This is a genomic window from Bernardetia sp. ABR2-2B (assembly GCF_037126435.1).
Taxonomy (GTDB): Bacteria; Bacteroidota; Bacteroidia; order Cytophagales; family Bernardetiaceae; genus Bernardetia.
The window spans coordinates 2,251,535-2,265,939 of sequence record NZ_CP147020.1 but is presented as its reverse complement, the minus strand read 5'-3'; the positions used below and the strand labels follow the sequence as shown (position 1 = coordinate 2,265,939).

General features: G+C 31.8%; 15 protein-coding genes. 9 read left to right on the top strand and 6 right to left on the bottom strand.

The window, feature by feature from the left end; all coding sequences use genetic code 11:
* Positions 1–46: 46 nt before the first annotated feature.
* Positions 47–1,021 (bottom strand): DUF6268 family outer membrane beta-barrel protein, encoded by a 975-nt coding sequence (locus tag WAF17_RS09495; protein ID WP_338769270.1) that lies wholly within the window; start codon positions 1,019–1,021, stop codon positions 47–49.
* Between the two features lie 186 nt (positions 1,022–1,207).
* Between WAF17_RS09495 and WAF17_RS09490 the strand changes: the two genes are divergently transcribed.
* The 5 genes from WAF17_RS09490 (at position 1,208) to WAF17_RS09470 (ending at position 6,632) form a co-directional block, all read left to right on the top strand.
* On the top strand, positions 1,208–1,645 hold the full coding sequence (locus tag WAF17_RS09490) for an energy transducer TonB (RefSeq protein WP_338769268.1): 438 nt from the start codon (positions 1,208–1,210) through the stop codon (positions 1,643–1,645).
* 330 nt (positions 1,646–1,975) lie between these two features.
* Positions 1,976–2,470 (top strand): hypothetical protein, encoded by a 495-nt coding sequence (locus WAF17_RS09485; RefSeq protein ID WP_338769264.1) that lies wholly within the window; start codon positions 1,976–1,978, stop codon positions 2,468–2,470.
* 152 nt (positions 2,471–2,622) lie between these two features.
* Entirely contained in the window at positions 2,623–3,459 is an 837-nt protein-coding gene (gene dinD, locus WAF17_RS09480) for a DNA damage-inducible protein D (RefSeq protein WP_338769261.1), read from the top strand.
* 94 nt (positions 3,460–3,553) lie between these two features.
* Positions 3,554–6,067, top strand: coding sequence for a replicative DNA helicase (dnaB, locus tag WAF17_RS09475; RefSeq protein ID WP_338769258.1), 2,514 nt, complete (start codon positions 3,554–3,556; stop codon positions 6,065–6,067).
* 7 nt (positions 6,068–6,074) lie between these two features.
* A complete protein-coding gene (locus WAF17_RS09470; RefSeq protein WP_338769255.1) occupies positions 6,075–6,632 on the top strand; it encodes a hypothetical protein in 558 nt (185 codons plus the stop codon).
* A 31-nt stretch (positions 6,633–6,663) separates the two neighbouring features.
* Here the strand turns inward: WAF17_RS09470 and WAF17_RS09465 are convergent, their stop codons facing one another.
* Positions 6,664–8,415, bottom strand: coding sequence for a S41 family peptidase (locus WAF17_RS09465; RefSeq protein WP_338769252.1), 1,752 nt, complete (start codon positions 8,413–8,415; stop codon positions 6,664–6,666).
* Between the two features lie 439 nt (positions 8,416–8,854).
* On the opposite strand from WAF17_RS09465, the gene trxA reads away from it, so the two are divergent.
* Positions 8,855–9,166, top strand: a complete 312-nt coding sequence (trxA, locus tag WAF17_RS09460; protein ID WP_338769249.1) for a thioredoxin — start codon at positions 8,855–8,857, stop codon at positions 9,164–9,166.
* Positions 9,167–9,244: 78 nt separating this feature from the next.
* Here the strand turns inward: trxA and WAF17_RS09455 are convergent, their stop codons facing one another.
* The 4 genes from WAF17_RS09455 to WAF17_RS09440 form a co-directional block, all read right to left on the bottom strand.
* Positions 9,245–9,814 (bottom strand): pentapeptide repeat-containing protein, encoded by a 570-nt coding sequence (locus tag WAF17_RS09455; protein WP_338769246.1) that lies wholly within the window; start codon positions 9,812–9,814, stop codon positions 9,245–9,247.
* 6 nt (positions 9,815–9,820) lie between these two features.
* Positions 9,821–10,540, bottom strand: a complete 720-nt coding sequence (locus WAF17_RS09450) for a hypothetical protein (RefSeq protein ID WP_338769244.1) — start codon at positions 10,538–10,540, stop codon at positions 9,821–9,823.
* A gap of 8 nt (positions 10,541–10,548) precedes the next feature.
* On the bottom strand, positions 10,549–11,127 hold the full coding sequence (locus WAF17_RS09445) for a hypothetical protein (protein WP_338769242.1): 579 nt from the start codon (positions 11,125–11,127) through the stop codon (positions 10,549–10,551).
* 124 nt (positions 11,128–11,251) lie between these two features.
* Positions 11,252–11,446, bottom strand: a complete 195-nt coding sequence (locus WAF17_RS09440) for a hypothetical protein (protein WP_338769240.1) — start codon at positions 11,444–11,446, stop codon at positions 11,252–11,254.
* Positions 11,447–11,933: 487 nt separating this feature from the next.
* On the opposite strand from WAF17_RS09440, the gene WAF17_RS09435 reads away from it, so the two are divergent.
* The 3 genes from WAF17_RS09435 to WAF17_RS09425 all read left to right on the top strand — a co-directional run bounded on the left by WAF17_RS09435 (position 11,934) and on the right by WAF17_RS09425 (position 14,276).
* On the top strand, positions 11,934–13,028 hold the full coding sequence (locus WAF17_RS09435; protein WP_338769238.1) for a Glu/Leu/Phe/Val dehydrogenase: 1,095 nt from the start codon (positions 11,934–11,936) through the stop codon (positions 13,026–13,028).
* A 159-nt stretch (positions 13,029–13,187) separates the two neighbouring features.
* Positions 13,188–13,940, top strand: a complete 753-nt coding sequence (locus WAF17_RS09430; RefSeq protein WP_338769234.1) for a TonB-dependent receptor plug domain-containing protein — start codon at positions 13,188–13,190, stop codon at positions 13,938–13,940.
* Between the two features lie 132 nt (positions 13,941–14,072).
* The gene (locus tag WAF17_RS09425) at positions 14,073–14,276 is read left to right on the top strand and encodes a hypothetical protein (RefSeq protein ID WP_338769231.1); all 204 of its coding nucleotides are present in this window, start codon (positions 14,073–14,075) and stop codon (positions 14,274–14,276) included.
* Positions 14,277–14,405: the final 129 nt, after the last annotated feature.

Here is a 14,405-nt window from a genome sequence, read left to right as displayed (position 1 = left end):
AAAGCAATAACTGATTCAAGTGTTGATGTTTAAACCAGTTATTTATTTAAAAATCATTTCCAAAAAGACGAGAACTAATCGGGCTAGTTTTAGATTTTTGTAAGTCAATATGTAAATTTATTGCACCATAAGGAACAGTAGAAGCTCCAAAAGTAATTTCATTATCAGAAGTACGTAAGAAGGAAAGACTACGAGCTGTCGAAACGCCAATTTCACTACTCAAAAAGATTCCATTTTTAATTTTTAGTTCAGCAACAGAAGTAATTTTGAGTTCGGTATAATTAAGATTCAAATTTCCTTTTCCTCCTAAATTTGGCAAAACGATATTCGTAGAAGGATTCACACCAGCACGAAAACTTCCCAATCCGACCAAAACACCAGCTTTAAACTTTTTGCTAAACTGATAACGCATTGCGCCTTGTGCAGGTAAAAGTAATTCCAAAAACCATTTTTTATTATATCTACGATTGATTCCCAAAATAGGAACAGGCAAAAAACGTTCGTATTGATACAGCAAAGCTACACCATAAATATTGTGTTTATAAATTCCTTTTACACGAATATACGCACCTGCAGCCGTAAAAAAGGGGCTAGATTCATTCAGTTTTTGAATATCTTGTACAATTCCACCATTAACCGTATAAAACCAAACGCCACTTCTGATATTTGCATGAACTCCTGTGATCCCTGCTGAAAAATTATAGATTTTGGTATTCTCTTCTACTAAATTTCCTTGAGGTAATCTCAAACCTGTATTGACAGTCAGAAAATGCTGTGTAAAAGAAGCATTGATATTTTTTATATCTAATTTTAATTTTCCACTAAGTGGTACAACCAAATTGGCATAAAAACGATTCATTCCAAACTTCAAGCTATCTTCTACATTTTGAGTAGGAACAATAGCCGTTCCGAGCGTAATATTAGGACGAAACAAAAAACCAAGACCAATATTTTGAGACTGACTTTTGAAGGAAATTAGAAATAAGAAAGCAAAAAGCAGGAAATAGGATATTTTTTTCATAACTTGATTTTATGCGCTTTAACTTTGTAAATAGTCTGTAATCAGACTTTGACAATAGTTAAAGTGAAAGTATGGATTACGACAAATTTACGCACAAGTTTTTAGTTTATACTATTTTATACCATATTGATTCATTAAATTTGAGCTCATATAATTTTATCAAAAATAGAGGTATAAAAGAAATCTATGAAAAATAATATAATGAGCATACTTTTTTTATGCATACTACTATCTTGTAGTACTAGGAAAGCACCTAAGAGTACAAGCAATTTAGAAATAGATAGCAGTAAACTTTCGGAAGAAAATGTTTATCCTGTATATGATAGTCTAGAGATGATTAAATTAGCTCAAGGTGATAAAGAGAGAACATTTAAAATTCATAGTTATATTAATGAAAACATAAAATATCCTTTAGAAGCCAAAGAGAAAGGAGTCGAAGGAAGTGTTATGATTAGATACCAAGTTTTGACTGACTCTACCGTTAAAATAAAGGTTGTTAATGGAATAGGGTATGGATGTGATGAAGAAGCAGAGAGAGTTTTAAAGGAAGCTCTACTCTATCATTTTGATTTAGAATTTGTTAATACTATAGTGCTAACTTCTGTAACATTTCGCCTACATTAAACCCAAAGTTTTTTAGTTTATGCTATTATTTTTTTACTATTAATCACTAATGATAACGTGAACTCGGCTTTTAATAAACTATAATTCAACTGTTTACACACTATTTTTTGTATTTTGTTCCATCAGAACTATATGTTGGTAGAAAATAGACGATTAAAATCAAATTGTTCCGTAGGAACTACATATAAATCTTTGACGTGGAGAAATGAATATATAACTCCTAAAGGAGTAAAGAACCACTTTTTTACTTTATTTGCTACCAACATTGAACTCCTAAAGGAGTAAAAATTGAAAAATATAATACCGAGTTCACGTTAATGATAATCAAAAATGAGTAAGACTGATAAATCAAAACACGGAATTTGCATTGCTGCTATCAGAAAACATACTATAAAACCATATAATTTTAGATGGACTAAATTTTATGTCTGCAATTCAGACTTTCCTTATGATGAGATTCAACTAGAATTACAAGAAAATGAGTTACTCATTTGTTCAACGGTTCTTGATTCTGAAAATCATAGTATTCTAACTACTCAAAGACTAATTACTAAAGAAAATGGAGTTGAGAAAATAGGTAGTATGAATGAAGTTTCAGATGAAAGCTATGGAAATTTCAAAGGTTACGGAGACGTTGAAATTATATTTGGATTGGTTAGATTAACAAATGAGTTAGAATTAAAATATTTTATTGAAACAGGTAAAGCATCTATGATTATGGTTCATGGAATAAGAACCTTAATTAGAACACAAATACTGACTAAAAAAAATATAGAGAATTTGACACGAATTTGGAATAGGCAGAATCAAAATAATGAGGAATAAAACTTTAAAAATGAAACTCTATTTTTTAGTTTATGCTATTAATTTTAGTAAATTTGTATTAAAAACGCTTCCAAAACTATCTCTACTAATTTTTGATTAAATTCAAGTATCTTATATTTTAGATATATTTGACAATGATAACTTCAAAGAATATGGATAAGACAACAAGTAATTATTTATTTGCTCAACTTGAATACATTAGAAAGGAAAAAGATGGAGTAGAGTTTTGGTCTGCTAGAGATTTACAAACTATTTTTGACTATACACAATGGAGGAACTTTGAGAAGGTAATAAAGAAGGCTGTCATTTCTTGTGAGAATGCCTCCCAGAGTGTTGAGTATCATTTTGCTGATGTCAGCAAAATGATACTAGTAGGAAAAGGAGGAGAAAGAGAAGTGAAAGATTATGCACTTACTAGGTATGCCTGTTATCTTATTGCTCAAAATGGAGACCCAAATAAAGAAGAAATTGCTTTTGCTCAAATGTATTTTGCTATACAGACAAGAAAACAAGAGTTAATAGAAAAACGTTTAGAAGAAACCGAACGACTAAAAGAAAGAGATAAATTAACACTTGCTGAAAAATTACTCTCTCAACTAGCTTATGAGCGAGGTACAGATAGTCGTGGTTTCGCTCTCATACGTTCACAAGGGGATACAGCTTTTTTTGGTGGAAATACAACACAAAGAATGAAAGACAAATTAGGTGTTCCAAAAAATAGAGCATTAGCCGATTATTTACAAACTCCTTTGATTAGTGGTAAACAATTAGCTACAACACTAACAAATGGAAACATTAAAAACAAAAACTTGCAAAATTCTGCTGAAATAGCTCAAGAACATATCACAAATAATGAAGAAGTAAGGCAATTATTGATACGTCGTGGGTTTGTTCCAGAAGAGCTACCAGCAGCAGAAGATACTAAAAAAGTAAAACGTCGTATTGATGGCGAAGGAAGAAAGTTGATCAAGAAAAAGAAACAAAAATAAAGCTTTCTGATAGAATAATAGAAATAGTAAAAATAACTCTACCTTATCAATCATCTACAACTAAGATATTGATAATGGTTAATCTAAAATAGAAATGGATAACAAAAGCAATAATTTTTCTAAAAAAGGTTCTTTCAACAAAAAAAAGCAAAACGGTTTTGCGAATGATTTATCCAATGAAATGGGCAAACTTCCACCTCAATCTATTCCTTTGGAAGAGGCTATTTTGGGTGCGCTTTTATTAGAAAGAAAGGCTTTTGAAGATGTAGTTGATATTTTGAAGGCAGATAGTTTTTATAAAGATGCACATCAGCTTATTTATCAATCAATGTTGGAACTTTCTGCTAAAGGTTCTCCGATTGACCTTCTGACAGTCAGAACTCAATTAGAAAAAAATGGAAGTTTAGAGATTGTGGGAGGTGCGTATGCGCTTGTTCGTCTGACTACTGAGGTTAGTTCTTCTGCAAATGTTGTCTATCACGCACACGAGGTTGTGGAACGTGCTATTAAAAGAAAAATGATTGGTGTAGCTTCTACAGTTCGTGAAAATGCCTTCGAAGATACAAAAGATGCTTTTGAGCTTTTAGATGAAACACAGAGTGAACTTTTCGAAATTACAGAAGATAATGTTAGGAAACGTACTTCTGATATGGCATCCGTTTATCTCAATACTTTAAAAGATTTAGAAGAAAAACGAAAAAATAAAACAGGAATTACAGGTATTCAGAGTGGTTTTACGGCTTTGGACAGAATAACAGCAGGTTGGCAGCGTTCGGATTTGATTATTTTGGCAGCTCGTCCCGGTATGGGAAAAGCACAACCTCACGATGCAAAACTTCTGGCTCAAAATGGTTGGAAAACGATGGGAGAGATAAAAAAAGAAGATTTACTGGCAGGAAGTGATGGAAAGTTTTATAAGGTAAAAGACGTTTTTCCACAAGGCAATAAACCAATTTATAAAGTTACTTTTGAAGATGGAACAAGTACAGAGTGTTGTGAAGAACATCTATGGATTACTTTTCAGCAATCTGAAAATAAATTAGCTGTTCGCTCTCTAAAGGAAATCAAAAAAACACTTCTTACAGGTGCAGGTAAGCCAAATCATTATATTCCGATGGTAATGCCAATTCAGTTTGAAGAGAAAAAACTACCTTTGAGTAGCTATTTGGTGGGGCTTTTTGTAGCCAATCAAGGACAAACAAGCCTTTTAGCTGATAAAGATGCGTTTAAAACGAGCGAAAGAATGGCAGAAACGTATGAAAAACTACAACATGCTTTTGGCGACCAAATGGTCAATTTTTCAGAAGAGCCTTTTATTCCTCAAGAATATTTGTGGTCAAGTGTGCGACAACGAACCGAGCTTTTAGATGGAATGTTGGCTTTTTCAGGACGTTTGAATCAAGACTCAAAAGGAAAATATAAAACAGATTCTTCTCGTCTCAAAGATGATTTTGTTTTTCTAATTCGTTCTTTAGGTGGAATAGTTTTCATTAAGGAAAATGAAAAAGGCGAAAATTATTTTAATGTAGAGTTTGAATTACCTGCTACTCTTTTAGATTTGGAAACAGGAGCGCAAACGACTACAAATAACAGTATTTCACCACTTTTTAAGTACATTACTAAAGTTGATTTTATTGGAAACAAAGAAGCCTCTTGTATCAAAATCGATAGTGCTGATAGCTTGTATGTAACAGATGATTTTACGCTTACGCACAATACAGCTTTTGTACTTTCGGCACTCGTAAATGCAGCTGTAAAATACGAGCATTGTGTAGCTATTTTTTCACTAGAGATGTCAGCCGAACAGTTACTTACCCGTATGATGTCATCAGAGGCAGAAGTAGAAAGTCAGAAACTACGTAACGGAAGTATTGCAGACCACGAATGGGCGCAACTTATCCACAGGACAACACAGCTTTCAGCTTCCAAGATTTTTATTGATGATACACCAGCCATTACGATGTTAGAACTTCGTGCAAAGGCAAGAAGGTTAAAGTCTCAGCACGATTTGGATATGATTGTCATTGATTATTTGCAGCTCATGTCTGGAGATTCTGGAAGTGCAGGAGGAAATCGTGAACAAGAAATTGCAGGTATTTCAAGAGCTTTAAAGCAACTTGCAAAAGAACTCAATGTTCCTGTAATGGCACTCTCACAGCTTTCTCGTGCCGTAGAAACTCGTGGAGGAGATAAAAAACCAATGCTTTCAGATTTGAGAGAATCGGGTTCCATAGAGCAAGATGCAGATATGGTAATTTTCCTTTATCGTCCTGAGTATTATGAAATTACGCAAGATGAAATGGGAAACCCTACACAGGGAACAGCCGAAGTAATCATCGCAAAAAATCGTCACGGTAGTTTGGAAACTGTTATTTTACAGTTTGTAGGAAAATATACCAAATTTCAAGATTTGGATGAAGGAGGATTTTCGGCAGGAAATACAGGCTATGATAGTGGTTTTCCAAATGCAAATGATAATCTTTCAAGTCTTCCTTCAATTGACGACGGATTTACGACACTTCAAAGCAAAGGAAATAATATGAATCCGATTGATAATGATTTGAAGAACAATAAAGCAGCTGATTTTGATGATGAACCTCCTTTTTAAGTGAAAAATGGAAATACATAAATTTGAAGAACAGTTGAATGATTTATTTGACTATTTTATATTGGCAGACCCATACACATTATTAGATTATAAAAATAAGCATAACCTACCCAATAATTTAATCGATAATTTTACTACGACAGATTTTGGAGAGAGAGCAATAAAAGAGGGAAAGATGATTACACTCTCACAAATCGAGAACTACCCTTATACCATCTATTTCAATTTTAGTGGAAATAGTGAGTTCTCAAAGCATAAAAATGACCTGCAAATAAGACAAGACGGATATTTTTTGGAAGTCAAAAGCGAACAGATTTGTTTATTTACAGTACCCTATTTGAAAAATTATAGCCCAGAGAACATTAATATTTTATTAAAAAATAGAAAGGCACAAATTAAAATAGCTAATGGAATTTATTCTGTTTCAATTTTGGGGGGACAAACAGAACAAACAACAGGTAAAGAACCTACATTTGAGTTTATGATATTACCAATGAAAAATAAAGCCATTTTTGCAGCAGAAAATATCAATTATTCTTTCAAAATTAAGAGCGAAGAATATTAATAAAATTGTTCAAGACAGGCACTTTTAGAGTCTATTCTTTTACCAAATAATATTTTTTGAGTTCTTCTGCTCTTTCAATATTTTCTAAAGCAACTTTGATTTCTTTATCTTCTTTATTCAAAACAGGATAATATCCTTCAGACTGCCAACTAAGTTTTGCCAAATTTGCCTTTATCTGATTCAAAATAAAACTTCTTGAAGTCTGATATTGAGAATCATTAAAAATTACCTTTTGACCTTTAGCAAAACTTAAAAAATCATTTTCTAGGTTTTTATCAATCGTAAAATTAGAGACAAATTCTTTTACGCTCATCGCCTTGAATTTCTCCTTGTTGAGATTATAATAGGTGCTTGTCCAGTTGCGAACTACATTTTTTGTGTAAAGTGAATCTACATAAGGCGTAAAATAAGAAGTATCTCTTGCTACAAAAATATCAGGCATTATTCCACCACTTCCATAAACTGTTCTTCCATGAGCCGTCTTGTACTTTTTCTCTCTATTCATTTTTGAGCTATCAGCTTCATAAAGTTCGCCATTCGTATAACGTTCCATAATCTCTAAGCTATAATCCGTTGTGTCGCTGTATGGCTTCTGAATGCTACGACCACTTGGCGTATAATATCTAGAAATAGTAAGACGAAGCTCCGAACCATCACGAAGTGTAATCGGTTTTTGAACCAATCCTTTTCCAAACGAACGCCTACCAACTATCAAAGCTCTATCGTTGTCTTGCAATGCACCAGCCACAATTTCAGAAGCCGAAGCACTTCCTTCATCTAACAAAACAACTACAGCACCTTCTTCAAAATCTCCTTTTCTGTGTGCTTTTTCTTCACTATCAAAACGGTCTTTTTTACCGTCAGTATAAACAATCATTTCTTTTCCTGCCAAAAGCTCATCTACCATCTTGACAGCTTGATCCATGTATCCACCAGGGTTTCCACGCAAATCCAAAACTAAATCTTTCATTCCTGCACGAAGAAGCTTATTGAGCTGCGTTTCAAATTCTTTAAATGTATTCATTCCAAAACGAGACACCTTGATATAACCTGTTTTGGGAGTAAGCATATAACCTACCTCTACTGTGCTGGTCGGAATTGTGCCACGCTCAACTGTCAGAACAAGTTCTTTATTTTGATAGGGACGAAAAACAGTCAAGTTTACTTTTGAATTTTTCTTGCCACGAAGCAAATCAAAAACCTTTCTATTATCAATTTTTACATTAGCAACGGGTGTTTCATCTACTTTTATGATTCTGTCTCCTGCCTCTATTCCTGCCCTAGAAGACGGACTGTTCGGAATTGGCATAATGACTTGAATGGTGTCTTCAAAAAGAACAAACTCAACACCTATTCCTTCAAAATCTCCCTCTAATTGAGAGTTCATTATCTCCACATCTTTTGCAGGAATATAACTAGTGTGAGGGTCAAGTTTGGAGAGCATTTCTTTTATGCCGTGGTCTGTAATATCAGTCAAATCAACTGTATCGACATAATAGTCTTCTATATAAGAAAGAACTTGACGTATTTTCTTGGCTTGGTCAGATGCGCTTTCTTCTGTTTGCAAACCAACTAAAGAAGAAGAAAAAGAATTGCCTTGACCTCCAAAAAAACGTGCGCCAAAAATCAAACCTACTCCCAAAGCAATTGCCGTAAAAATAGGTAGTTTTATTTGAGCTGCTGAGATAGAAGTAGTTGATTTTGTCTTTGCTTTATTCTCTTTAGGCGTACTGCGTGTGTAGATAAGACGCTCATTTGAAGATTCTGAATTACTTTCTGACATAAAACTATACTATAAATTAGATAATGATTTATTCTTAAATTGATTTGCTGATTTATCTTTATAAGCTAACTTCTTCTTATCAAACAAAATTAAGTAAAGTTGTTGAAAAACAATTTATATAGAAAATTATTTTAACTATAAGCATAACAACTCTACTAAGATAACTTATATTTTATTCAAGAAAACAGAATAAAAATGGTTTTAATAAGATTTAACGAAGATTGAGGAAATAGACTTTATCAGTTCAGAAAGAGATTTTTGACACTACTTTAATAATTTGAAGTATAAAATAGTTCAGCATAATAAAACCTTTTTAGATAGAAGACGTATATATGAAAGAATGTTGATATGTTTGTGTAAATTATTTCAAAATACAGAATTCAAACTTTTTCAACTCATTTTTTTAACTCAATTACAAAACATCAAAAAACTAAATATTATGGACGTTAAGCCATCATTTCAAGATATTATTCAATCAGAAACACCTGTTTTAGTAGATTTTTATGCAGACTGGTGTGGACCTTGTCAAGCAATGACACCTGTGATTACTGATTTTTCTTCTGAAATGGGAGAAAAAGTAAAAGTAGTCAAAATAAATGTAGATAATAATCCTGCTGTTGCTTCTACTTTCAATGTACGAGGAATTCCTACTTTTATTGTCTTTAAGAATGGCGAAGCAGTTTCTCGTCAGTCGGGTATGATGCCTCTCGCAGGTCTTCGCTCAATGGTAGAGCCTCACTTAGTAAAGTAAAAAGTATCACTTTCAACAAGTAAAGACAAAACTCTTTTCTATTTTTAAAAATAGAGAAGAGTTTTTTAGTTTTTAAAATTATTCAATCAAAATATCATAGCTATCCAAAAGCCCTTTTATTCCATACGTTGAAAATTTGGCTTTTTTGATTTTATTTTTAGCTGGATTAATAGAATAATTAGTTGCTCTTCGGAAGTCTGCTCCTTCCAAAATAGTATTTTCGAAAATAGCTCCCACTAGTTCACAATCTTGAAAAATTATGTTTTTTAGATTTGTTTCTGTAAAATCTACTTCTTTGAGTGTTGAGTTTTTGAAGGTAGAATCTTTGAGATTGAGCCTATAAAAGGAAGAAAAATCAAGCAAACAGTTTTCAAAATGTAGAGCCAATAAAAAAGGATTACAATCTGAAAATTGAAGACCTAAAAGTTTAGAGTTTCTGAATTTTGTTTCTTGAAAAGAAGTATTTCCTAGTTTTGCACTACTCAAATCACAGCTTTCGAAGCTACAATTAATAAATGTAGTATGTGATAAATTACTATGCGAAAAGATACAATTCAAAAAAATACATTCTTCATATTCTCCTTTTAAAAATTCACTTTCTGTAAAATCCTCGTTTTGATATGACTTTGATACGATATATTCTGACATAAATTTTTATTTTATTTCTTCGTAATCAAAAGGCTGTATTTTCTGTCCTTTTGGAGTTGTGATGCGATAGTTTTTTGTAACCGTTAATGTATCTCTTCCAAAATAGTGCGTAGTGATTGAGAATTTATTTTGGTCTTCTTTGATGTTTATGGTTTGGTCTAAATATATTTTTGGAATATCTGAACTCTTCATAAATACACCGAGTGAATCTCCTTTTATTCTTTTGAGTTCAAACCCTAGGCGACGTATTTTCACACCTTTCATTACATCTATCCAAGCATTTGCATATATTCTAGAAAGCCAAGTTTTGCTGAGATATTTTAACTTTGGGTTTGTTGTTTCATCTGCTATCCAAGCTAGTTCAGAATGTATGATGGCTTGTGTATCTACTTTAGATGTAATACGAGTTATGATAGAATTTAAAGTAATTAAATTATTTTTTTTAAGTGAGTCTAATATTGGATAAGAATTGTTGAAAGTATAGATACGTTGTTCAGATGGGTATGAGCGTTCTGTTAAACTTTCATCAGTATAAAAATGTAGTTCGGTCATGTCTAATCTGTCTATTTTGTATTTTTTGTACATGCTTTCATATAAAATACTGTCATTACTGTTATAAATAGAAATAAATTTTTTTTCTTGATTAGAAAATTGATAAAAGTAAAATCCTATAAGAATGACAATTATCCAAAGTATAGCTCCTAAAATGCCTTTAAAGTTCTTCATTTTGTAGTTTAATAATTTCGAATAAATGTGGTATCACAGTTTTCTGTTGTTTTTAATGTCCTCACAGTCATATAAAATTTGTCGTCCATTATGCTTTGCATAGCTCTTTTCCCTTCAACAACTAAAAAACAACTATTTTCTGAAAAATGATGCGCTATTTGATGTGGTTTCTGCTGTTTCCTGATTTTTGTTTCTGTAGTATCTAATGCCAAAAAAAGAGGTGTTTCTATTTGTAGGGAGCTGCTATCTGTGTTCAAAATGGGAATAATTTGAGTGTTTTTACGAAGAAATTTACTCTCCCTTAAAAATACCTTTTGATAAATAAACTCTTCAATTGCTCTATTATGGATTATAGTTATTTCTGTTGCAAATAAAGAGATGATATACTCTAACTCTTTTTTGTTTTTAGAAACATACAAACGTTGAAGCTCTGTTTCAGAAATACCATTATTAAACTCATAATCTTTAAAAATAGGTATAAGTACACTATCTACTTTTTGAACCTCGGAAACGTAATTCCTAAATAATGCTATAATTTTTCCATTTATTCTGTACTGAGTGTTTCCAAAAATAAGATTATTAGTCATAATATATTGACTGTTTTGAAGATAATAACGCTCATATAATTCTTTAAGCAAATTAATTTTTTCTTCATTTATCCTTGTTAAGGAATCAAAACTACAATCGTTACCTTGTTTTCTTGGAAAGTATTTATAATACTTCCAATCGTACACACTTTTTTTTATGTATTTCTCTAAGGTTATCAATGTTAGCCATTAAAAGTTTATTTTCCTCCTCCGTATAATCTTCTAACTTTGAAAAATGGTCATAACTCATCTTAGCCAAAATTATAAGCAAAACAAGAAAAGGAATAAGAGGATTTAATAATTTCCGAATATATTTCATAGCATTTTTGAGTGGATAAGAAAGGTAAATTAACGCAAAATTTACTGTAAAGGTTAATTTGAGCAAAAAAGATGAACTTTTTTTTAAAAAAAAACAAAAAAAATTTCCTACTGATTTTAACTTATTTAACAATTAATTCACAATGCAATATTGTTTGTTAATGAACTATTATTTTGTAATACAGACTTTTTACAAAATAGATTTTCAGCGAAATTTTTTTTATTACTAGCTGATTATCAATGAAATAGCGATTTATTCAATTATTATTATATTTTTGTGAATAGGAAGTTACTAAACAACGCTCTGCAAATAAAATTCTTTCGAAAGACAGACTTCAAAATTATATTTGGTCTAATGAAATAATTTGAGCAATCAACATTAATAAAATTCTTTATATTTATAATTGTATCTACAATTATTTAAGCAAGACTTGTCTTGCTACTACATCAATAAACACACACATATTACCTCTTTTCCTCTTTAAATTATGGTACAAACACTCACACCTCCGACAACTGATTCTGTAATGGAAATCATGCAAAAAATGGGACACGAAAATCTCGTTTTTTGTCAAGACAAACACTCTGGACTTCGTGCAATTATTGGAGTTCACTCTACTGTTTTAGGGCCTGCCTTGGGTGGAACTAGAATGTGGAATTATGCTACTAGCAATGAAGCTGTAACTGATGCGCTTCGCCTTTCTCGTGGCATGTCTTACAAAAACTCTATCGCTGGACTTAATCTAGGTGGTGGAAAAGCTGTCATTATTGGCGATGCACGTACTCAAAAAAATGAGCCTTTGTTGCGTCGTTTTGGTAAATTCGTAGAAAGCCTAAACGGAAAGTATATCACAGCTGAAGACGTAGGAATGACGACAGTTGATATGAGCTATATCGCTATGGAAACCAAACACGTAACTGGTTTGGATGAAAATCGTGGTGGTTCGGGCGACCCTTCTCCATTTACTGCCTTGGGTACATATATGGGAATGAAAGCTGCAGCCAAAAAATTATACGGAAGTGATAGCTTAGAAGGTAAAAAAGTTTCTATTCAAGGTGCAGGACACGTAGGCGAATATATCATTGAGCATTTATCAAAAGAAGGTGCAAAAATCTATGTTACGGATGTCTATGAAGACCGTCTGATAGATATTGCAAAGAAATACAAAGTAGAAATTGTAGGCTTAGATGAAATTTATGATTTAGATGTTGATATTTATTCTCCGTGTGCGCTTGGAGCGACAGTAAATGATGAAACATTGAGCCGTTTGAAATGTCAAATCATTGCAGGTTGTGCAAACAATCAGCTTAAAGACGAAACGATACACGGAAATGCTTGTCTTGAGCGTGAAATTATTTATGTTCCAGACTTTTTGATTAATTCGGGTGGTGTAATCAATGTTTATTCTGAATTTGCATCTCTTCCTCGTGAGTGGGTCGTTCAAAAAACAGAACGCCTTTATGATATGTGTTTGGAAGTGATCAATACTTCACAATCTGAAAACAAAAACGCTCAAGATGTAGCTATTCAGATTGCACAAGAGAGAATTGACCAAATTGCTCATATCAAGACAGTAAGATAATTTTCTTTATCAAATCCTCAACGACGGCAACGCCTCGTTGACGGTTGAAAAAGTTATAAAACATAAAAAAATGTATTGTTCTTTGCAGCAATACATTTTTTTTGTGCGTATGGTTTTAGAGAGTCAAATAATAAATTGCCTTAAAATCAATCTCCTGTTATGAAAAAAATCTATCAAATCGTTTTTATCATTTCTGTTTTATTTTTTATTAGAGGACAGGAAAGTTTAGTTTTTGGGCAGATAGATACAACCACTATACAAACTGCACTAGCTGGTAAAATAGTTTGTATTCAAGTAATAACACTTGTTGATGATAAGCCTTTACCAACTGTTAATATAAATGGTGTTCCTCATTATGAAGCTAAAGTAAAGGACACAACACAAACAGTAAAAGACACAACCAAAACTACAATTAGAATAAGAAGTTGTGGAACATTTAATGGAAATAATCGCCCATTGTGTATAATAGACGGAATACTACAAGAAAGTGATTTTGTTTTAACTACAATTTCTCCAGAAGATATTGAATCAATTACAGTTTTAAAAGGAGCAGTAGCAACAGCTCTTTATGGTTCACGAGGTGCAAACGGAGTAATTTTAATTACACTAAAAAAGAAAGAAATCAAAGAAGAGAAAACAGAAAAAACAGTAGAAGAAATTGCTATCAATATTTTTCCTAATCCCACCTCAGACTTTGTAAATATTGCTTTGAACTTAAAAGAAAAATCAGCAGTAGAAATCAAAATTTATAATCTTCAAACTTTAGAGAGTTATGAAGTTGTAAAAGAAGAATACGAAGCAGGAAGCCAAAAAATCAATTATAAAACTGATTTCTTGAAAAATGGCATTTATAATCTCAAAATTAAAATTGGAAATCAGATTATCGAACGCAAACTTGTTATTGAAAATTAAAAAATAACATTCTAAATTTTTTAAAAAAGCGTATTGTAATTTAGTTGCAATACGCTTTTTTGTGTGTAAATTTGAAAAAATGTAACATCTGATTCAGTATGTTACTAAAATATTCAACCAGTCTATAAAAAAATGGCAACAGAAAAATATATTTGTGAGTCTTGTGGTGGCAACGAGTTTGTAACCAAACCCAATCATTTTGATTTATTTTCAGCAGAAGATGGAAAACTTGTTTTTCAAGAATCAATGCTAGTAGAAGATGATAGTCCGACAGAACTTTTTTGTTTTGAGTGCGATGAAAAATTAGAATTTGATGATGATGATTTGGAGTTTTAGTTTTTCTTTAAAGATTGAAAAGGGAGAATAGAAATTAGATAAATTCTGATTCTATTCTCTTTCGAGTTACTTAAATTACATCTTTATTCTGTATGTGAAATAATATTTATCAAAAAAACAACATATAAA